Source organism: Actinospineispora acaciae DSM 45401 (assembly GCF_000620785.1).
In the GTDB taxonomy this organism is placed as follows: Bacteria; Actinomycetota; Actinomycetes; order Mycobacteriales; family Pseudonocardiaceae; genus Pseudonocardia; species Pseudonocardia acaciae.
Genome location: NZ_JIAI01000004.1, coordinates 329,743 through 350,990, shown reverse-complemented (window position 1 = coordinate 350,990; position 21,248 = coordinate 329,743). Strand labels below are relative to the sequence as shown.

Below are 21,248 nucleotides of genomic sequence, written 5' to 3'. Positions count from 1 at the left end.
CCGCTGGTCAACGTTGCCCCAAGAAACACTTGGGGTAGTCCGCGCGTAGGGTCGTGGCATGCGGCTCGACGACCAGGCCACGACGGGCGATCGGATCGCCTATTACCGCAAGCGGCAGGGGATGACGCAGGAGGTACTGTGCGGCCTCGTCGGCGGTCGCACAACCGAGTGGTTGCGTCAGATCGAGAACAACTACGCGGAGGTCGACCGACTGTCGACCATCGTTGCGATCGCGGACGCTCTCCAGCTACCGCCAATCGAGTTGCTGCCTGGGCCGTTCCGGACGAGATCACGGCGACCTGGCAGCTCGCTCGGCACGGCACCCGACAGCGTGCCGCCCATCGAGTCCGCCATGCTCCGGTATGACGGCATGGCCGGCTTGATCGGCGTGCCTACCTGGGAACCCGTGCCGCCGCGGGATCTACGTAACCGAGTCGCACGCGCCTTCTTCTGCTCCCAAACTGAGCGCTGGTCCGAGATGGGGCCGCTTGTGCCCGACATGATCGCCGATGCCTGGAACCTTGTTCATGGCGCCGAGACAGAAGAACAGCGCCGCGAGGCTTACGAACTCCAGGCCCTTGTCTACCGAGTGGCGTCGGGAATGCTCGATCGACTCGGAGAGAAGCAACTACCGTGGGTGGCCGCCGAGCGTTCCATGTTCACGGCTGAGCAGACCGGCGATCCACTGCTGATCGCGGGCGGTGCCTGGCGACTCGCTGTTGTACTCCGCCACATCGGCAGGCTCCGTGAGGCGACAGATGTCCCCATTGCCGCCGCCGACGCGCTGCGATCCTCGCTCACGTCTCCACAAGCACACAGTGTGTACGGATCGCTCATGCTGAAAGGCGCTGTCGGCGCCGCCACACTTGGCGATCGCCGGGAAGCGGAACAGTACTTTGCCGAAGCCGCGCGCTCTGCTGAACTCATCGGCGACCGGAACGACTACTGGTTTGCCTTCGGCCCTACCAACATTGCGATCCATCGTGTCTGGCTTTCGCTAGAAGAAAGCGACCCAGGTCGTGCTATCGAGGAAGCAGAGTATGTGCCACACGATCGGCTTCCGCGTGAACTTTCGGAGCGGCAGGCCTCTCACCTCATTACGGTAGCCTGGGCGCATTACCTCCGCCGACGTGACCGCGATGCACTCGATGCGCTCAAGTCTGCCCGCGTCGCTGCACCTGAACAGCTCATATTCACCGGTCGAGTCCATTCGATGATTCGGGCGATGCAGAGACGCGAACGCCCGTCGACTAGGGCGGACATTCGTGAATTGGGCGACTTTATCGGCATCGCCGGTCGCGCCAACTAGTGGAGCTACGCGGGAGATACAGCCTGCTCACCGACGACGAGGTACGTGACGCGAGCGGATCACCACTCCGCTGACAGCCCTATCACCGCTGGTCAGCCGGTGGGGCGCCGCGCCGAGCAGGTGAGGACGCAGCGGCAGCCGGCGGTGGTGAGCGATGATGTCGCCGGGGGCACGGCGAGGAGGGCTGGCGGTGGCTGACGACAGGTGGCAGTTCTGGGTGGACCGGGGTGGCACGTTCACCGACATCGTGGCCCGGCGCCCGGACGGCCGGCTGCTGACGCACAAGCTGCTCTCGGACAACCCCGGGCGCTACCGCGACGCCGCCGTCGCGGGGGTGCGGGCGTTCCTGGACATCCCCGAGGGCGAGCCGGTGCCGGCCGAGCGGGTCGAGGCGGTGCGGATGGGCACCACCGTGGCCACCAACGCGCTGCTGGAACGCACCGGCGAGCGGACCCTGCTGGTGATCACGAAGGGGTTCCGGGACGCGCTGCGCATCGCCTACCAGAACCGGCCGCGCATCTTCGACAGGCACATCGTGCTGCCCGAGACGCTGTACCACCGGGTGATCGAGGTCGACGAGCGGATCACCGCCGACGGTGAGGTCCTCCGGGCGCCGGACCTGGACGCGCTGGCCGGTGAGCTGCGCGCGGCCCGCGAGGACGGCATCGGCTCGGTCGCGGTGGCCTGCCTGCACAGCCACCTGCACCCGGCGCACGAACGGGAGATCGGCAAGCTCGCCGAGCAGGTCGGGTTCACCCAGATCTCGCTGTCCAGCGAGGTCAGCCCGCTGATGAAGCTGGTGCCCCGGGGCGACACGACCGTGGTGGACGCCTACCTGTCGCCGGTGCTGCGCCGCTACGTCGACCAGGTGGCCGACCAGATGCGCGGGGTGCGGCTGATGTTCATGCAGTCCAACGGCGGGCTGGCCGAGGCGGGGCACTTCCGGGGCAAGGACGCGATCCTGTCCGGGCCGGCCGGCGGCATCGTCGGGATGGTGCGGATGTCCGCGCTGGCCGGGTTCGACCACGTGATCGGCTTCGACATGGGCGGTACGTCCACCGACGTGTCGCACTACGCCGGCGAGTACGAGCGGGTGTTCACCACGCTGGTCGCCGGGGTGCGGCTGCGGGCGCCGATGCTGGACATCCACACGGTGGCCGCCGGCGGCGGCTCGATCCTGCACTTCGACGGGACCCGCTACCGGGTCGGCCCGGACTCGGCGGGCGCGGTGCCGGGGCCGGCCTGCTACCGGGGCGGCGGCCCGCTGGCGCTCACCGACGCCAACGTGATGCTCGGGCGGGTGCAGCCTGCGCACTTCCCGGCGGTGTTCGGGCCGGACGGCGATCAGACCCTGGACGCCGACACCGTCCGCGAGCGGTTCGCCGAGCTGGCCGGGAAGATCCGCGAACAGGCCGGCGACGACCGCACCCCGGAACAGGTCGCCGAGGGCTACCTGCGGATCGCGGTGGCGAACATGGCCAACGCGGTCAAGAAGATCTCCGTGCAGAAGGGGCACGACGTCACCCGGTACGTGCTCACCACGTTCGGCGGCGCGGGCGGCCAGCACGCCTGCGCGGTGGCCGACTCGCTGGGCATCCGCACGGTGCTGGTGCCGCCGATGGCCGGGGTGCTCTCCGCGCTCGGCATCGGCCTGGCCGACACCACGGTGATGCGCGAGCAGTCGGTGGTGGAGCGGCTGGAACCGGGCCTGATGCCCCGGCTGCGCCACCTGGCCGACGACCTGGAACAGGCCGGCCGCGCCGAGCTGCTCGACGAGGGCGTCGCCGCCGAGCGGATCCAGGTGACCCGCCGCGTCCAGCTGCGCTACGACGGCACCGACACCGTCGTCCCGGTGACCCTGGCCGAGCCGGACGAGATGCGCGCCGAGTTCGAGGCCAGCTTCCGCACCACGTACTCCTTCCTCATGGACCGCCCGCTGATCGCCGAGGCGGTCGCCGTCGAAGCGACCGGCGTGACCGAACCACCCGAGCTGTCCGGCCTCGCCGAGTCCGCACCGGGTGCGGCACAGGTCGACACCGTCCAGCTCTACACCCGCGACGCCTGGCGCGACGCCCCGCTGTACCGGCGCGAACGGATGCGCCCCGGCGACACCGCGACCGGCCCGGCGATCATCACCGAGGCCAACGCCACCACCGTGGTGGACGACGGCTGGCGCGCCGAGATGAGCCCGGACGGCCACCTGCTGTTGCACCGCGTGGCCGCCGCGGCCGAGGCCGACAGCACCACCCGCGCCGACCCGGTGCTGCTGGAGATCTTCAACAACCTGTTCATGTCGATCGCCGAGCAGATGGGCACCCGCCTGGAGGCGACGTCGCAGTCGGTGAACATCCGCGAGCGGCTGGACTTCTCCTGCGCGCTGTTCGACCCGGACGGCAACCTGGTGGCGAACGCCCCGCACATCCCGGTGCACCTCGGCTCGATGGGCACCTCGGTCAAGGAGGTGCTGCGCCGCCGCGCCGGGCGGATGAAGCGCGGCGACGTCTACGCGGTCAACGACCCGTACCACGGCGGCACCCACCTGCCGGACATCACGGTGATCACCCCGGTGTTCGCCAGGGAACGGGACGAGATCCTGTTCTACGTCGCCTCACGAGGACACCACGCCGAGGTCGGCGGCATCACCCCCGGCTCCATGCCCGCGCACAGCCGCGACGTGCACGAGGAGGGCGTGCTGTTCGACAACTGGTCGCTGGTTGCCGCGCCCGCCGGCGCCGGAGGCGACAACACAGCCGGGAGGTTCCGCGAACAGGAGACCAGGGAGCTGCTCGCCGGCGCCCGCTACCCCTCGCGCAACCCGGACACCAACCTGGCCGACCTGCGCGCCCAGGTCGCGGCGAACAACAAGGGCGTCGACGAGGTCGGCAAGATGATCGACCACTTCGGACTGGACATGGTGCAGGCGTACATGCGCCACGTGCAGGACAACGCCGAGCAGGCCGTCCGCCGGGTGATCGGCACCCTGCGCGAGGGCGAGTACCGCTACGAGATGGACTCCGGCGCGGTGATCGCCGTCAAGGTCACCGTCGACCGCGACGCGCGCACCGCCGTGATCGACTTCACCGGCACGTCCGCGCAGCTGGACACCAACTTCAACGCGCCGTCCTCGGTGGCCACCGCCGCGGTGCTGTACGTGTTCCGGACCCTGGTCGCCGACGACATCCCGCTCAACGACGGCTGCCTGCGACCGATCACGCTCGTCATCCCGGACGGCTCGATGCTCGCGCCCACCTACCCCGCCGCCGTGGTCGCCGGCAACGTGGAGACCTCCCAGGCGATCACCGGCGCGCTGTTCGCCGCGCTGGGCGTGCAGGCCGAGGGCGTCGGCACGATGAACAACGTGACCTTCGGCAACGAACGGCACCAGTACTACGAGACCGTCGGCTCCGGCTCGGGGGCCGGCGACGGCTTCGACGGCGCGTCGGTCGTCCAGACCCACATGACGAACTCCCGCCTCACCGACCCCGAGGTCCTGGAGTGGCGCTTCCCCGTCCTGCTCGACGAGTTCGCCGTCCGCCCCGGCAGCGGCGGCGCGGGCCGCTGGCACGGCGGCGACGGCGCGATCCGCCGCATCCGGTTCCTGGAGCCGATGACCGCCAGCACCCTGACCGGCCACCGCCGCGTCCCGCCCTACGGCATGGCCGGCGGCGACCCCGGCGCCCTGGGCCACAACTACGTCCACCGCACCAACGGCACCACCGAGGAGCTGGCGGGCTGCGACTCCGTCGACCTGCAACCCGGCGACGTCCTGGAGATCCACACCCCGGGCGGCGGCGGATACGGCTCGGCCCCGGCCTAGCGGCTTATCGTGGAGGGGTGACGCCTCGACGGCCGGGTCCGCTGCGCTGGCTGTGGTATGCGCTGGGCGGCCGCCTGCCCGAGCGGTACCGGGACTGGGTGCTGCACGACGCGTCCTGCGACACCTGGGTGCTCCGGCACTTCATCCGGGCCATGGTGCAGGTGAGCGTGGTCGCGGTGCCGATCCTGCTGTTCGTGCCCGGGCCGCTGTGGATCAGAGGGTCCGCAACGCTGCTGGGCATCCTGGTGGGGTTGCAGTACGCGTTCTGGTTCTTGGACGGCTCCGTGGAGCGCCGGGTCCGTCGGGCCGGCTTCCCGCCGGGCGCGGCGCAGGCCGCCCGGGACGCGCTGCACGCCGAGGAGAAGGCGGCCGCCGCCGCCCGGTACGCGGCGCGCTACCGCTCGGGGAACTAATGTCCGGAACTGGGCGTCTGTCGAGAGCCCAGGACCGGGAGGACGCGCGGATGGCTGGGTCGTGGGAGATCATCGTCGTGGGCGCGGGGTCGTCCGGCGCGGCGCTGGCGGCGCGGTGCGCGGGCCAGGGCCGCCGGGTGCTGCTGCTGGAGGCGGGGATCGACTACCGCTCGGCGGCGCTGCCCGAGGTGTGGCGCTCGCCCAACCCGATGAACGGCCTGAGCAGCCCGACGCTCGGTGACTACCTGTGGCCGGGGCTGGACGCCGCCCGGACCGAGGACCAGCCGCCGTACCTGTACTGGCGCGGGCGGGGCGTCGGCGGCAGCTCGACGGTCAACGGGCAGATCGCGATCCGCCCGCCGATGGAGGACTTCGAGGACTGGGTCAAGGCCGGATGCACCGGCTGGGGGCCTTCGGACGTGCTGCCGTACTTCGCCGCGCTGGAGTCCGACCAGGACTTCGGTGACCGTGACTACCACGGCAACAGCGGCCCCACCCCGGTGTACCGGGCGCCGGTGCCGGCCTGGGGCGCCGTCGACGAGGCGCTGCGCGCGGCCGCGCTCGCGCACGGCTTCGGATGGGCCGAGGACGTCAACGCCCCCGGCGCGAGCGGTGTCTCGCCGTACCCGATCAACTCCCGCGACGGCCGGCGGGTCAGCGTCAACGACGCCTACCTGGAGCCGGCGCGCGGGCTCGCCACGCTGGAGATCCGGGGCGGCTCGGTGGTCGACACCGTGGTCGTCGAGGGCGGCCGGGCGGTCGGGGTCCGGCTGGCCGGCGGTGATGTGCTCCGAGCCGACCAGGTCGTGCTCAGCGCCGGCGTCGTCGCCTCGCCGGCGATCCTGCTCCGCTCCGGGATCGGACCGGCCGACGAGCTGGCCGGCCTCGGCGTCGAGCCGCTGCTGGACCTGCCGGTCGGGCGCGGCATGCAGGACCACCCGATGATCCTGATCGGCGTGCCGCTCACCGCCGAGCACTCGGCGGGACCCGACGACCGGCACACCAACTGCTGCGTGCGCTACGACAGTGAGCTGCCGCACGACATGATGCTGGTCTCGCTGAACCAGAACGTGCTGGCCATGAGCTCCGCGGACGTCAGCGCGGGGGCCGGCGGCATCGGCGTGTGGGTGAACCAGGTGTTCTCCCGGGGCCGGGTCCAGCTCGCCGGCCTGGACCCGGCCACCCCGCCGGTGATCAGGGAGAACATGCTCTCCGACGAGCGCGACCTCTCGCGGCTGCGCGACGGCGTCCGGCTGCTCGCCGGGCTGGTCGACTCCGACGCCGTCCGCGCGATCGGCGACGGCGACCCGTGGCGGGCCAACCAGCCGCTGCGCGCCGCGCTGGACGGCTCCGAGCACGAGCTTGACCGGCTCCTGCGCGCCACCGCCGTGGACACCCAGCACGGCACCAGCACCTGCCGGATGGGCTCGCCGGACGACCCGGACACGGTGGTCGACCCGGACTGCCGGGTGCTCGGCGTGGACGGCCTGCGGGTGATCGACGCGTCCATCTTCCCGTCCGTGACCAGAGCGAACACCAACCTGGCGGCGATCATGGTCGGGGAGCGGATGGCCGACCGACTATGACGGGGTCGAGCCGCCGCAGGTGGTGGCGCATCCGGTACCGGGCCAGCGCGCGGTCCTCGCCGAGCAGGGCGGTGGTGATGCCGTCGTGCTCGGCGTCGGTCGGCGGCGGGTCGGCCGGCAGCGACCGCAGGGTGATCAGGATGCGCAGGAACAGCCAGAGCACGGGGTTGCCGGACAGCTGCGCGAGCCGAAGGTGCCAGTCGTCGCACGCCAGGCCGGCCAGCTCGGCGTCCAGCGGCGGGTCGTGGGTGAGGGCGGAGACGTGGTTCACCGACTCCAGCTCCAGCGCCCCGCGCAGCACGCACAGGTGGCCCGGGCTGGTGCCCCGGTAGCGCAGGTGGCGGGCGATGGCCTGCACGCTCGCGGTCGGGTCGGGCCTGTTGATGATCAGGCCACCGCCCGGGCCCCGGCGCATGTAGGCGATGGAGTGGTACTCCAGCAGCCGCACGGCCTCGCGCAGCACCGAGCGGCCGATGTTCAGCCGGTCCAGCAGGGCGGCCTCCGAGCCGATCACGGTGCCAGGGCCCCAGTCGTTGGTCCGGATCTCGGCGATGATCTGTTGGGCGACCAGCTCGGCGAGCTTGACGTCGCCGGCGACGCCGTTGGGCGTCTCGGCCGCGCCGGTGGCCTCCAGCGGCGGCCGCCGTTCGCGCAGGTGCCGGCGCAGCGCGGTGAGGTGCTCGGTGGCGCGGAACTGGGCGGGCGAGGTCTCGCCGGCCACCACGGCGGCCACGATCGACCGGTGGGCCTGGTGGGCGTCGGCCAGCGCCCGGTCCGAGGCCGCGTTCGGGCCTCGGTCGTAGCGCGCGGTCAGCGCGCACAGCACCTGGACGAACAGCTCCAGCGCGGGGTTGCCGCACAGCCGGGCCAGCGCCAGGTGTAATCGGTTCAGCGACCGGGGGTGCGGGCAGGTGGCGGCCTCGTCGGCGAGCAGGCCGCGCAGCTCGGCGATGCCCGGCTCGGTGATGTGCTCGGCGGCCAGCGCGGCGGCGAGCGGCTCGACCGCCAGCCGGACGGCGAGCACGTGCTCCAGCGTGGTGTTCGCGAACTCCAGGTACATCAGCATCGCGCTGGTCGCCGCGCGGGCGTCCGGCGCGCACACCACCAGCCCACCGAACGGGCCCCGGCGCATCGCGGCCACCCGATGGTGCTCCACCAGCCGGATCGCCTCCCGCAGCACCTGCCGGCTGACCTGGTAGCGCTCCTGCAGCGCGGGCTCGGAGCCGAGCACGTGCCCGATCGGCCACCCGGCGCGTGCGATGTCGCGCTCGATCCGCAGCGCCACCCTGGCCGCGAGCTTGCCCGCGCCGGGGTCGGCGGTCAGGGCGGGCTGCTCACTGCCGGTGACAGGCATCGGGTCGCTCGCCGCCATGGCGGCACTCCTTCGTGCTCGCGGGCCGAGGCGGGGCAGGCCGCATCGCGCGGTGTGCCACGGTCCCTGGATGTGGTGTCTCGTGGTGTTGCTGCGGCCGCCGGTCAGTTCGCCCGCGTGTAGCGGGCGAGGGCGCCTTCGATGACGATGCGGATCTGGGCGAGGGCCTCTTCGACCGGGCCGCTGGGTTGCAGCAGGTGGCTCAGGGTCAGCCGGACCACGATCTCGACGACGCGGGCGAGCACGTCGTCGTCCACCGCCAGGTCGGCGTAGCGGACCCGAACCTCGGCCAGCACGACCTCGGTGGCCGGCCCCAGGACGGGCTCGGGGCGGGTGGTCAGCAACGGCAGCAGGCCGTCGTCGCCGCCGTGCCTGCCCAGCAGGACCGCCTTGATCAGCGGGTTCTCCGCGCCGGTGCGCAGCACGAACTCGACGGCCGCCGGGATCCCGGCCAGCGGGTCGCCGCCGTGCTCGCGCAGCTTCTCCACCACGCTGCCCAGGATCCGTTCGACCTCGCGGGAGACGACGGCCTCACCGAGCGCGCCCTTGCCGCCGAGCTGCTTGTACACCAGCTGGCGGCTGACCCCGACCTGGTCGGCGACCCGGCTCATGGTGACCGCCGCCCAGCCCTCGGCGCAGATCAACTCGGCGGTCACGTCCAGCAACCGCTCGCGCACGACCGCACGCATCTCCGAGTAGAACCCGCGCCCTTGACTCACCCACCGCAAGTTACACAACAAGGCGGGCGGTGTCGCTCCCGTAGACAAAATACGGGTGTTTGTCACACTTGTAGTCATAGCAGTGGTCGCTGTCACAGATCATCACGCACAGCAAACCGCCGCCGCCCTGCCCGGGGGTACGGGCTGGGCGGCGGCGGCTGTGAAAGACCGGGTGCCGGGGGCGGTCTAGCCCACCGACCAGCACCGCCACAGGTTCGGGTCGCCGTTGGCCGGCGGGACGCCGACGTCGCCCCACTCGCCCTGCCACTGGCACGCGTCGTTCACGGTCAGTGAGGTCATGTGGTCGTCGCCGTTGTTGAAGCAGACCCAGCCGTACGGGTTGTTCGCGATCAGCTTGACGTCGTCGTAGCCGGTGTAGTTGCAGTAGCCCTTGAGGTTGATGCCGCCGAGGTCGTGCCCCTCCACCGGCGTCGACTTCGGGACCGGGGCGGGCGCGGGCGGCTGCGGGGCACGACCGTGACCGCCGGACGCCGGGACCGATACGTCAGACACGGACGCCAGGGCGACCGGCGGCGCGGCCGACGGAACCAGCGGCGGGGCCGCCGCCGAGCCGCCGGCCAACAACGCGACGGCCACACCGCCCGCGACGACCAGAGCGGGGGAGAACCAGAACGGGCGCATTTCGCTGACCTCCGTGGAGCTACCGATTCTGTGAACGTACCGAACACGATCAACTTAGGCTAGAAACCGCGCGCGAAACGTTCCGTGTTACGCCTGACGACACGACTTGGCGGCGATCGGTTGGGGCGCTCGTCCTCGGTTCGTCACGATCGGCGGCGTTTCTTGCTACTGTCCGTCCCCGTGCGGCCCGTGATCGCCCCCTTCGGCGGCATCATTACCCGGCGCGCCGGCTGAGCCAGGTCGCCGGCGCGCCCGCTCGCGCCGTGTCCGCCTCCGGGGCCTGGCCCGGATCTTCGCTGGTTCGACCGAGGAGATCCGTGATGAACAGTACGGCCCAGGCGCGCGTGAACGACGCCGCCGAGTTTCCCACCTACCGCGCCGTCGTCGCGCACGTCACCGGCGGCCTCGACGGCGTGCTGCGCGTGGTGACCCTGCTGCGGGGGCGGGTGTACCGCGTCCGCGACCTGGAGGTCGAGGTCCGCGAGGGCGTGGTCGAGAGCAGGGTGGGCTGCACCGCGCTGCTGACCTCCGGCGAGATCGAGATGTTGCTGGCGCGGCTGCGGCGAATGCCGTCCGTGGTGTCGGCGGAACACGGGTAGCGGCGCGAACCTGGCGCGATGCCCGGGCGGCATCGGCCTATGCCGGACTGGTCCTTCCGGAGACGCCCCGCCATCGGTGAGATGGCTGTCGCGCAGCCGGACTACGCGGCGCGCACAGGTCTTGTGTGTCTGGGGGTAGGCGGGAGCTTGCTGAGCGCTTGAACGTCGATGCAACGGCGCCTCGGGCACGTGATTATTCGATATTTCGAGCAGAGCCCACGGTTGTGCTTCTGCCTGGATTCACAGACCTCGCGCGGTCTCTATCGCAAATTACCTGGTGGTCAGGGAGGAACAGGGATGAGTCGGAAACGGTCGGTGGCGGTGACCGGGCTGGTACTCGCCGGGGCGGTGGCGCTCTCGGCGTGCGGCACGAACCGCTCGGAGGGGGGTGGCGGGGGCGGGTCGTCGTGTGACACCAGCAAGGGCACGGTGGTGGTCGGGCTGATCGCGCCGATGTCCGGCGGGCTCTCGGCGATCGGCCTCGGCATGCGGAACTCGGCCGACCTCGCGATCAAGGAGGCCAACCAGTCCTGCGCGGTGCCCGGCTACCGGCTGGCCTTCCAGCCCGAGGACGACCAGTCGACGCCGCAGGTGGCCGCGCAGGCCGCGACGAAGCTGGCGTCCGACCCGAACGTGGCGGCGGTGATCGGCACCTACAACTCCTCGACCGCCCAGTCGGCGGCGCCGATCCTGGCCCAGCGCGACATCGTGCAGATCTCCTCGGGCAACACCGGTCCCTCGCTCACCATGGGTGACGCGGCGGCGACGGCGCCGAAGCGCCAGTTCCCCACGTACTTCCGGGTGAACACCAACGACCTGGTGCAGGGCCCGTTCGGCGCCCAGTACCTGGTGAAGAAGGCCGGCAAGAAGAAGATCGCGGTGGTCAACGACGGCAAGACCTACGGCGTCGGGCTGACCCAGCAGTTCATGACCGAGGCCAAGCGGCTCGGCGCGGAGATCGTCGCCCAGGAGAAGGTGGGCGAGAAGGACACCGACTTCTCCAGCGTGGTCGCCAAGATCCGGCCGAAGAAGCCGGACGCCCTCTACTACGGCGGCGAGTACCCGGCGGCCGGCCCGCTGTCCAAGCAGCTCGCGGACAACGGCCTGAACATTCCGCTGATGGGCGGGGACGGCATCGCCGACCAGAAGTACGTCTCGCTCGGCGGGCGTGAGGGCGACCTGGCCACCGGCGTCGGCGCGCCGGCGGAGAGCCTGCCCAGCGCGAAGGGCTTTGTCGACGCGTACAAGGCGGCGCGGTACTCCGAGCCGTCCAGCGCCTACGGCGCGATGACCTACGACGCGGCGAACGTGATCATCCAGGGCCTGGCCGACGTGGTGGGCACCGGGAAGTTCGAGACCTCCAGCCGCAAGAAGCTGGTCGAGCGCGTGCAGAAGACCCGGATGAAGGGCGCCAGCGGCGAGGTCGCGTTCGACCAGTTCGGCGACACCACGAACAAGGTGCTGACCATCTACTCGGTCAAGGGCGACGACTTCGCGCCGTTGCAGACCGGGGCATACACCCCGTCCCGGTAAGGATTGCCCCTCTTGCTGTCCACCCTGCTGTCGCAGATCGTCAACGGACTGGTGCTCGGGTCGCTGGTCGGCCTGATCGCGCTGGGCTACACGATGGTCTACGGCATCATCCAGTTGATCAACTTCGCGCACGGCGAGATCTTCATGATCGGTGCGTACGGCGGCCTGGCGATGTTCAGCTACCTGCTCCCCACCTTCGTGCAGCATCGCTGGTACCTCGCCCTGCCGCTGTTGCTGGTCGCGGGGGCGGTGGTCGCGGCGGCCGTGGCGCTGGCCATGGAACGCTTCGCCTACCGCCCGCTGCGGGGCGCTCCCCGGCTGGCTCCCCTGATCACGGCGCTGGGGGTGTCGGTGGCCCTGCAGGAGATGGTGCGGGTGTTCTACCCGGGTGCGACGGCGGCGATCCCGTTCCCGGAGATCTTCGTGCCGGGGGCGCTGGTCATCCCGGTGGGCGGCGGCGTGCCTGTCAAGTACTCGGGCGTGCTGCTCATCGTGGTGTCGCTGGTGCTCGCGGTGGGGTTGCACCTGTTCATCGAGCGGTCCCGGATGGGCAGGGCGATGCGGGCGACGGCCCAGGACCCCGACGTGGCGCGGCTGATGGGCATCAGCCCGGACCGGGTCATCATGCTCACCTTCGCGGTGGGCGGGGCGCTGGCCGGGGTCGCGGGGGTGCTCTACGGCGGGTTCCTGAACAACATCAACATCGACATGGGGTTCCAGAACGGGATCTTCGCGTTCACCGCGGCGGTGCTCGGCGGCATCGGCAACATCCGGGGCGCCGTGGTCGGCGGCCTGGCGATCGGCCTGGTCAAGTCCCTCGGCGGGCAGTACCTGCCCGGCGGTTCCGCCTACGACTACGTCTGGATCTTCGTCGTGTTGATCGTGGTGTTGGTGTTCCGGCCGGAGGGCTTCTTCGGCGAGACGGAACGGGTCCGCGCATGACCACCACCCACAGAACGGCGCCGGCCCATGCGGCCTCGTCCTCGACCCAGGGGAGCCCCGGGGGCGAGCACGGGCCGGCGCCGCTCACCTCCGCGCTGCGCGTCGCCGGCGGCGTGCTCACGCTGGTCGGCGCGTACCTGCCGTGGGCGACGTTCGTGCTCAACGACGGTGCGTACCCGGCCAAGGCGACGCTGGAGTTCTTCACCGAGCCGTTCGGCGTGACGGGTTTCCGGCTGCACCTGCTGGCACTGGGCGCGGCGGCGATCGTGCTGTCGCTGGTGGCGGTGCCGGGGCGCGGACGGATGCTGCGCGCGCTGGGCGTCGGCATCGTCGCGGTCACCGGGGTGAACCTCGGGTACCTGGTGGCGCTCGGCGGCGGGTTCGGGGCGGTCACGGCCTCGGACGGTGACGTTGCGTTCGGCGCTCTCGTGACGTTGGCCGGCGGTGCGCTGGTGGTCGCGGGGTCGGTCCTGGGCGGCGGTGCGGGCGCGGGTGCGCCTCGTTACGGCTGGCGGCTGCATCCGGTGGCCGAGTGCGGGCTGCTGCTGGTGGTGTTCGTGCTGCTGCTCCTGCTGGTCTCGGCGCTGCTCACCAGCGGTGGCCAGGGCGGGGCGGCGAACGTCTACTCCGGCGCGGTCTTCCTGTCGTTCCTCGCGGCGGTGGGTGGCGCGGCGGGGGCGTTGAACGCGTCCGGGCTGCTGAGCTGGGTGGCGGCGGTGTCCGAGCGGCACCACGTGTTCAGCGTGGCGGTGCTGCTGGTGTGCGCGCTGGCGCTGCCGCTGACCGGCGCGGGCACCGAGTACTGGATGACCGTCGCGGCCAACATCGGGGTCTACGCGGTCACCGCGATCGGGCTGAACATCGTGGTCGGCCTGGCCGGGCTGCTCGACCTCGGCTACGTCGCGTTCCTGGGCATCGGCGCGTTCGTGGCGGCCAACCTGTCCGGCGCGGCGGCCTCGAAGGTCGGGCTGTCGGTGCCGTTCCCGGTGGTCATGGTGGTCGCGGCGGTGGTGGCCGGGCTGTTCGGCGCGGTCGTCGGGTCGCCGACGCTGCGGGTGCGCGGCGACTACCTGGCGATCGTGACGCTGGCGTTCGGCGAGATCTTCGTGCGCAGCGCGCAGAACGACATCGGCGGGCTGACCGGCGGCTCCAACGCGATCCCGGGCATCCCGCCGGTCGAGGTGCTGGGGACGTCGTTCGACGGACCGGTCACCCTGGGCGGGCTGGAGCTGCCGCCCGGCGTGCTGTACTACCTGCTGATCGTGATGATCACCGCGCTGGTGATGCTGGTGTTCGGCAATGTGAAGAACTCGAAGCTGGGGCGCGCCTGGATCGCGATCAGGGAGGACGAGGACGCCGCCAGGGCCATGGGCATCCGGACCGGACCGATCAAGATCCTGGCCTTCCTGCTGGGCGCCATGCTCGCGGGGTTCGCCGGCGCGTTCTTCGCGCACAAGACCGCGACCGTGTCCTACGAGAGCTTTCGGTTCCTGGAGTCGGTGACGTTGCTGGCGGCGGTGATCCTCGGCGGCATGGGCACGATCCCGGGCGCGGTGCTCGGCGCGTCGATCCTGTTCGTGCTGCCCGAGAAGCTGCGGGAGTTCTCCGACTACCGGCTGCTGCTGTTCGGCATCGCGCTGATCCTGATCATGAGGATGCGGCCGCAGGGGCTGGTGCCCGACCGGCATCGGCGGGCGGAGTTCGTCGAGACATCCACGGCGAAGGCGGCCGGATCGTGATCGACCCGCCGACCGTACGGCTGCCCACCGCCCGCCCGTCCGCGCCGACGCTGCTGCGGGCGTCCCGGGTGACGATGGAGTTCGGGGGCCTGGCCGCGCTGCGCGAGGTGTCCTTCGGGCTGGCCGAGCGCGAGGTGCTCGGGCTGATCGGGCCCAACGGCGCCGGCAAGACCACCCTGTTCAACTGCCTGACCGGCCTGTACACGCCCACCGCCGGGGCCGTCACGCTGCGCGGGCGGGCGCTGCCGCGCGACTCGGCCAGGGTCACCGAGAGCGGCGTGGCCCGGACGTTCCAGAACATCAGGCTCTTCCCGACCATGACCGTCCAGGAGAACGTGCTGGTGGGCCGGCACGTGCGGATGCGCCAGGGGGTGCTGTCCTCGCTGCTGCACGGTCGCGGGTTCCGCCGCAGCGAGGCCGAGGCGGCGAACCGGGCGTCACAGCTGCTGGAGTTCGTCGGGCTCACCACTGTGTCCGACGAGCTGGCCAACAACCTCTCCTACGGTGACCAGCGGCGCCTGGAGATCGCCAGGGCGCTGGCCACCGATCCGTCCGTACTCCTGCTCGACGAGCCCACGGCCGGCATGAACGCGGCCGAGACGGAGAACACCCGGCGGCTGATCCTGGCCATCCGCGAGCAGGGCATCGCGGTGGTGGTCATCGAGCACGACACCAAGTTCATCTTCTCGCTGTGTGACAGGGTGCTGGTGCTGGTCCAGGGCGCGGTGCTCGTCGAGGGCGGCGCCGACGAGGTCCAGGGCGACCCCAGGGTGATCGAGGCCTACCTCGGCGCCCCGCCCTCCGACGTCGACGCTCTGATACATGGGGGCCGGGCATGAGCCCACAACGCAACGAGCCCAGCAGACCATCGCGAATGCCCATCGTGCCGAGCGGAGCGAGGCGGGTGTCACAGCGATGAGCCTGCTCGAAGTGCGCGAGCTGACCGTCGCCTACGGCGCGATCCGGGCGGTGCGCGGGGTGACGTTCTCGGTGGGGCGCGGCCAGATCGTCAGCCTGATCGGGAGCAACGGCGCCGGCAAGACCACCACGCTGCGCTCCATCTCCGGGCTGGTCACGCCCGCGTCCGGTGAGGTGATCTTCGACGGCGAACCGCTGCACCGGCTGCCCGCGCACGAGATCCTGTCCCGGGGCGTGGCGCACAGCCCCGAGGGGCGGCGGGTGTTCGCCCGGATGACCGTCGAGGAGAACCTGCGCCTCGGCGCGCACACCCGCCGCGACGAGCACGCCGTGCTGGCCGACCTGGACAAGGTCTACACGCTGTTCCCGGTGCTCGGCGAGCGGCGGGACACCAAGGCCGGGCTGTTCTCCGGCGGCGAGCAGCAGATGCTCGCGATAGGCCGCGCGCTGATGTCGCGCCCGAAGCTGCTGATGCTCGACGAGCCCTCCATGGGGCTGGCGCCGATCATGACGAACAAGATCTTCGACACCATCCGCGAACTGCGTGCCGAGGGCACCACCGTGCTGCTGGTGGAGCAGAACGCGCTGGCCGCGCTGGCGCTGTCCGACTACGCCTACGTCATCGACCTGGGGCGCACCACGCTGGCCGGAACCGGCGCCGACCTGCTCGGCGACCCTCGGGTCCAGGCGGCCTACCTGGGCGAAGGTGTCGCGCACTGAGCTGAATGCGGCCGCGCCCGGCGTGCGGCGTAAGCTCGTGTGCCGTCGGCGGCGGGAAGCTCCCGGCCGTTGTATCTGGAGCCAGCGGACGCGGCTCAAGTAATTGAGGGTTGTTCACGATTCTGGCGTGAGGGTGGGCCGGAACGACCCTCTGCATACGACGCACCGTGTGCATTCTGGTAAGGATTGGCTTACCACGCGCCAGAAAGCAGACCGACGTGACCGATGCACTCGCGGACCGGGGGCGGTACCAGCGGCATCTGCGCAACTTCCGGTACCTGGTGGACGGCACGTCCACCGGGGTCGCGGCGCTGGTCGTGCTGGTCGCGCTGGTCGCCACCGTCGTGCTGGTGGTGACGCTGCCGCTGCTGCCCAAGGTGGCCCGGCTGGTCCGCGCGCTGGCCACCACCGAACGGCGCCGCACCGGGCGCTACCTCGGCTTCCCGATCCCGAACCCGCCGCCGAGCGCCGGCCGCTCCCCCCGGGAGCTGCTCACCGACCCCGGGCTGCGCCGCGACGTCGTCTGGCTGTCGCTGCACGCCGTGGTGGGCACCATGGCCGGCGCCGTCGCGATCAGCTCGCCGCTCGGCGCCGTGCAGAACGTGATCATTGCGATGATCTGGCCGCTGGTGCCGAACCTGGTGTCCACGATCAACACCCCGGTGACCTCCTGGCCGCAGGCCGGGCTGACGCTGCTCATCGCCGCCGGCTACGCCGCGATCGGCCCGCTGGTGGTCCCGCCGCTGGCGCACTGGTACCTGCACGTGAACGCCTCGCGGCTGGCGCCGCCGAAGACGTCGCTGGTCCAGCGGCTGGCCGACGTGATGGCCACCCGGGCGGCGGTGGTGGACGCGAACGACAGGGAGCTGCAGCGGATCGAGCGTGACCTGCACGACGGCACGCAGAACCGGCTGGTCGCGGTCGTGATGCACCTCGGGATGGCCGAGCGGGCGCTGCGCCGCGACCCGGCCAGCGCGCTGCCGCTGATGCTCACCGCGCAGAACGCCGCCGTCGACGCGCTCGCCGAGCTGCGCGGGGTGGTCCGGGGCATCTACCCGCCGGTGCTGGCCGACCGCGGCCTCGCCGACGCGGTGGCCGGGCTGGCGAACCACAGCACGCTGCCCTGCCGGGTGGACATCGGGCCGCTGCCCAGGCTGCCCGGCCCGGTCGCGGCGGCCGCCTACTTCGCGCTGGCCGAGGCGCTCACCAACACCGCCAAGCACAGCGGCGCCCGGCAGGTGACGGTGCGGCTGTTCGTGGAGGGCGACTGGCTGGTGCTCCAGGTCGACGACGACGGCCACGGCGGCGCCGACGAGGAGCAGGGCAGCGGGCTGGTGGGGATCCGCCGCCGGGTCTCCGCCCTGGACGGCACCATGGACCTGCACAGCCCGCCGGGCGGCCCGACCGTGCTGCGGGTGTGCATCCCGACCGGAGAGTGACCCGTGCGCATAGTGATCGCCGAGGACGACGCCCTGCTCCGGGAGGGCCTCGCGCATCTGCTGCGCGCCGAGGGGATGGAGGTCACCTCCGCGGTGGACAACCCGGCCGCGCTGCTGGAGGCGGTGCAGGCCGACCGGCCCGACATCGCGGTGGTCGACGTCCGGATGCCGCCGACGCATCGCGACGAGGGGCTGCGGGCGGCGGTCGAGGCGCGTCGGCGGGTGCCCGGCCTGGCGGTGCTCGTGCTGTCCGCTCACGTCGAGGAGAGCTATGCCACCGATTTGCTCGCGGGGGGTCAGGGCGGGGTTGGTTATCTGCTCAAGGAGCGGGTCGGGAGGGTGGCGGATTTTCTCGACTCGCTGCGGCGGGTGGCGGCCGGGGGCACCGCGATCGATCCTGAGGTCGTCTCTCAGTTGCTCACTCGCCGGCAGGGGGACGATGTGCTGGACCGGTTGACCGTTCGCGAGCGGGAGGTGCTCGCGCTGATGGCCGAGGGTCACTCGAACTCCGCGATCGCGAACCTGCTGGTGGTCAGCGACAGCACCGTGCACAAGCACATCGGCGGCATCTTCGCCAAGCTCGACCTGCCCGACTCGGACGCCGGACACCGCCGGGTGCTCGCCGTGCTGGCCTTCCTGGGCGCCTGAGGCGTGCGGGAGCGGGGGTGCCGAGGAGGACGTCAGCCCCGGTATCTCCGTGATCGAAAGCGGACTGGTGCCCCTCAACGAACGAAAATAGATCGTTCTAATGGCCGGGTAGATAGATCGTTCTAGCAATAGATAGATCGTTCTACTGAAGCGAGCGGAGCAGGGCAGGGCGGGGCGGGGCGGCGCGGGGCGTGCGGGCGGTGCGGACGGAGCGGTGCGGGGCGTGCGGGGCGGTGCGGACGGAGCGGTGCGGGGGGGTGCGGGGCGGAGCGGATGGAGCGGTGCGGGGCGTGCGGTGCGGACGGAGCGGTGCGGACGGAGCGGTGCGGGGCGGGCGGAGCAGGGCGGGCGGAGCAGGCGGGCGGAGCAGGCGGGTAGGGCGGGAGTGGCGGAGCGGACGGAGTGGTGCGGAACGGGGCGTGCGGAGCGGTGCGGGGGGTGCGGGGCGGTGCGGACGGAGCGGGCCGGAGCGGAGCGGGAGTCCGGCCGGTCACTCCGCGTGGCCCTCGGGAGGGCAGGCGGCGCGCCCAGGCCCCGGGTCAGAGCGCGGCGTGCAGCGCGCCCAGGTCGTTCGCCTCGCCGGCGTTGCTCAGGTTCAACGTGGCGTGCAGGACCAGCGCGGCGACGGTGGGGGAGGTGCTGCCCTGGCGCCAGGCGATCCGCAGCGTCGAGGGCGGGCAGTCCAGCACGCGCACCGCGCGCACCCCGTTCCCGGCGAACGCGAAGCTGATCGACTCGGGCACGAACGCGATGGCCTGGTTCAACCGCACCAGCGCGCGGATCTGCGAGCTGTCGCTGATGATCGGGCCCTGACTCCACCGCTCCGAGGCGACCTGCTCGGGCGGCCACAGCAGGAACCAGTCCTCGCGCCCGCCGCCGGGCCGGATCACCGCCAGGCCGCGCAGCTGCGCCAGCTCCAGCCCGCTGCGGGCCGCGAGCGGATGGTGGTCGGGCAGCAGCACGACCCGGGGCTCGGAGAAGAGCTCGTCGCTGTCCAGCCCGCGCTCGTCGAACGGCTCGCGGATCAGCCCGACGTCCGCGATCCCCTCCCGGAGCTGGTCGCCCTGCTCGCGCTGGTCGACGATGAGCGCCTCGGCGGAGACCTCGGGGTCGGTCTGGTGGTACGAGGTGACCAGCCTCTCCAGCACCGACACGTCGCACCCGGGCGCGATGACCCTCAGCCGCGGCCTCGGCGTCCCGGCGCGGCGGGCCAGCCGGATCGCCTCGGCCGCCTGTTCGTCCAGGTTGCGGGCCTGGCGCAGCAGCACCTGGCCGGCCTCGGTCGGGGTGATCTCCCGATACCCGCGCACCAGCAGCGGGGTACCCACCACCGCCTCCAGGGAACGGACCGCCCGGGACAGCGCCCCCTGGGTCATCAACAGCCGTTCCGCCGCGCGGGTGAAGTTTCGTTCCTCGGCGACCGCCACGAAGTACCGCAACAACCGAAGGTCGACGTCAGCCACCATCGCTCCCGGTCGCCGCCCAGGTTGGAACCTGTCCAGACTGCATGACGCGGACAGTATGGCCACAAGATCACCCACACCATCCCGCGCGCGCCACGATTGATGGTGTAGCCAGCTCCACCCCGGCTCCACCCCAGCTTCCCCACTACCTCTCGGCGCCGCCAGGCGCCCGGGCGCGCGTCAGGTCGACGTCGCCGGCCGGCGGGAGCGAGCCCCGGCCGGCGAGGAGGCCCACGCCCGCCTGCACCACCGCCGTCGCCGACAGCAGCAGGATGGGCGCTGTCCAGCTCAAGGTGACCGAGTGCAGCAGCCCGAACAGGACGGGGCCGACGGCCGCGATCAGGTAGCCGATGGACTGCGCCATCGCGGACAGCGCGGCCGCCGTGGGCGCATCGGCCGTGCGCAGCCCCATGAACGCCAGCGCCAGCACGATGGTGACACCGCTGCCGATGCCGAGCAGGGTCACCGAGACCAGCGGCCAGCCCGGCGTGACCAGCAGGCTCAGGTATCCCAGCAGCGAGGCCAGCGAGCCGCCCACGGCGAGCAGCCGCTGGTCACGCACCCGGCGCATCACCAGTGGGGTGCCCAGGCTGGCGAGCACGCCGACGACCTGCAGGTAGCCCAGCTGCCACCCGGCCGCCCGCTCCGCCACCCCGTTGCCGCGCAGCACGCTGGGCACCCAGGCGATCACCACGTAGAAGCCGAACGACTGCAACCCCATGAACAGGGTGACCGCCCAGGCCAGCCAGGCCCGCCACGGCAGCCGCGCGTGCCGCCCCGGCCGCCGCTCGGGCAGGGGTCCGCCCGAAGGCCGCCGCATCCAGGTAGCGCCCCACATCCCGGCCGCGAGCAGGGCCAGCACCAGCCACATGCCCAGCGCCGTGCGCCAACCGCCGGGCGCCCGGTGGCTCACCGGCACTACCAGCGCCGAGCCCAACGCCGCCACCGTCCCCATCACCGTCACGTAGCCGCTGGTCAACCCGCCGACCGAGCCCGCAAAGTCGCGCTTGACCAGCGCCGGGGTGAGCACGTTGGCGACCGCGATGGCCACCCCGAGCACGGCGGTGCCGACGAACAGCGCGGCCACCCCCGGCACCGACCGCAGCGCGATCCCGGCGGCCAGCGCGAGCAGCGCGGCCAGCAGCGCGCGCTCGATGCCGATCCGCCTGGCCAGCGGCGGCGCGAGCGGCGAGAAGGCGGCGAACGCCAGCAGCGGCGCCGCGCTCAGCACCCCCGCCACCGTCGAGCTCAGCCCCAGGTCGGCGGACACCCCGTCCAGCAGCGGGCCCAGGCTGGTCAGGCTCACCCGCAGGTTCGCCGCCATCAGCAGCAGGCTCAGCACCAGCGGCGCCGCGCCCACCCGTCGGCCCGGCGCACTACCCACGGTCC

At 71.8% G+C, this 21,248-nt stretch carries 17 protein-coding genes; 12 read left to right on the top strand and 5 right to left on the bottom strand.

Annotated features, from left to right (window positions below):
• Positions 1-58 precede the first annotated feature (58 nt).
• The 4 genes from N912_RS0121805 (at position 59) to N912_RS0121785 (ending at position 7,125) form a co-directional block, all read left to right on the top strand.
• Positions 59-1,309 carry a helix-turn-helix domain-containing protein gene (locus N912_RS0121805; protein ID WP_028924068.1) on the top strand — a complete coding sequence of 417 codons (1,251 nt, stop codon included), beginning with the start codon at positions 59-61 and terminating at the stop codon, positions 1,307-1,309.
• A gap of 190 nt (positions 1,310-1,499) precedes the next feature.
• On the top strand, positions 1,500-5,126 hold the full coding sequence (locus tag N912_RS0121795; protein WP_211261333.1) for a hydantoinase B/oxoprolinase family protein: 3,627 nt from the start codon (positions 1,500-1,502) through the stop codon (positions 5,124-5,126).
• Positions 5,127-5,143: 17 nt separating this feature from the next.
• Complete coding sequence (locus N912_RS0121790; protein WP_028924066.1) at positions 5,144-5,539, top strand: DUF5313 family protein; 396 nt, start codon at positions 5,144-5,146, stop codon at positions 5,537-5,539.
• 50 nt (positions 5,540-5,589) lie between these two features.
• Positions 5,590-7,125: a GMC family oxidoreductase gene (locus N912_RS0121785; RefSeq protein ID WP_028924065.1), complete on the top strand. Its 1,536-nt coding sequence runs from the start codon at positions 5,590-5,592 to the stop codon at positions 7,123-7,125.
• Here N912_RS0121785 and N912_RS53695 read toward each other — a convergent pair.
• From N912_RS53695 to N912_RS0121770, 3 genes are all read right to left on the bottom strand, one after another.
• On the bottom strand, positions 7,091-8,497 hold the full coding sequence (locus N912_RS53695; RefSeq protein ID WP_051580577.1) for a FadR/GntR family transcriptional regulator: 1,407 nt from the start codon (positions 8,495-8,497) through the stop codon (positions 7,091-7,093). The genes N912_RS0121785 and N912_RS53695 overlap by 35 nt on opposite strands.
• Before the next feature lie 104 nt (positions 8,498-8,601).
• The gene (locus N912_RS0121775) at positions 8,602-9,216 is read right to left on the bottom strand and encodes a TetR/AcrR family transcriptional regulator (protein ID WP_028924064.1); all 615 of its coding nucleotides are present in this window, start codon (positions 9,214-9,216) and stop codon (positions 8,602-8,604) included.
• 186 nt (positions 9,217-9,402) lie between these two features.
• Entirely contained in the window at positions 9,403-9,858 is a 456-nt protein-coding gene (locus N912_RS0121770; protein ID WP_028924063.1) for a hypothetical protein, read from the bottom strand.
• Between the two features lie 320 nt (positions 9,859-10,178).
• Here N912_RS0121770 and N912_RS0121765 point away from each other — a divergent pair, with 320 nt between their 5' ends.
• The 8 genes from N912_RS0121765 (at position 10,179) to N912_RS0121730 (ending at position 18,396) form a co-directional block, all read left to right on the top strand.
• Positions 10,179-10,457, top strand: a complete 279-nt coding sequence (locus N912_RS0121765) for a hypothetical protein (RefSeq protein WP_051580576.1) — start codon at positions 10,179-10,181, stop codon at positions 10,455-10,457.
• A gap of 297 nt (positions 10,458-10,754) precedes the next feature.
• Positions 10,755-11,990, top strand: a complete 1,236-nt coding sequence (locus N912_RS0121760; RefSeq protein ID WP_028924061.1) for a branched-chain amino acid ABC transporter substrate-binding protein — start codon at positions 10,755-10,757, stop codon at positions 11,988-11,990.
• A 12-nt stretch (positions 11,991-12,002) separates the two neighbouring features.
• The gene (locus N912_RS0121755; RefSeq protein WP_245645372.1) at positions 12,003-12,932 is read left to right on the top strand and encodes a branched-chain amino acid ABC transporter permease; all 930 of its coding nucleotides are present in this window, start codon (positions 12,003-12,005) and stop codon (positions 12,930-12,932) included.
• Positions 12,929-14,671 (top strand): branched-chain amino acid ABC transporter permease, encoded by a 1,743-nt coding sequence (locus N912_RS53690; protein WP_051580575.1) that lies wholly within the window; start codon positions 12,929-12,931, stop codon positions 14,669-14,671. Before N912_RS0121755 ends, N912_RS53690 begins: the two co-directional genes overlap by 4 nt.
• A complete protein-coding gene (locus tag N912_RS53685; protein WP_245645371.1) occupies positions 14,668-15,510 on the top strand; it encodes an ABC transporter ATP-binding protein in 843 nt (280 codons plus the stop codon). Before N912_RS53690 ends, N912_RS53685 begins: the two co-directional genes overlap by 4 nt.
• A 76-nt stretch (positions 15,511-15,586) precedes the next feature.
• A complete protein-coding gene (locus N912_RS0121740; RefSeq protein WP_028924059.1) occupies positions 15,587-16,309 on the top strand; it encodes an ABC transporter ATP-binding protein in 723 nt (240 codons plus the stop codon).
• Between the two features lie 218 nt (positions 16,310-16,527).
• The gene (locus N912_RS0121735) at positions 16,528-17,748 is read left to right on the top strand and encodes a sensor histidine kinase (protein WP_051580574.1); all 1,221 of its coding nucleotides are present in this window, start codon (positions 16,528-16,530) and stop codon (positions 17,746-17,748) included.
• 3 nt (positions 17,749-17,751) lie between these two features.
• Positions 17,752-18,396, top strand: a complete 645-nt coding sequence (locus tag N912_RS0121730; RefSeq protein WP_028924057.1) for a response regulator — start codon at positions 17,752-17,754, stop codon at positions 18,394-18,396.
• A gap of 539 nt (positions 18,397-18,935) precedes the next feature.
• Here N912_RS0121730 and N912_RS53680 read toward each other — a convergent pair.
• Positions 18,936-19,859, bottom strand: coding sequence for a LysR family transcriptional regulator (locus tag N912_RS53680; RefSeq protein ID WP_064745351.1), 924 nt, complete (start codon positions 19,857-19,859; stop codon positions 18,936-18,938).
• A gap of 145 nt (positions 19,860-20,004) precedes the next feature.
• Positions 20,005-21,243, bottom strand: coding sequence for an MFS transporter (locus tag N912_RS53675; RefSeq protein ID WP_245645370.1), 1,239 nt, complete (start codon positions 21,241-21,243; stop codon positions 20,005-20,007).
• Positions 21,244-21,248 lie beyond the last annotated feature (5 nt).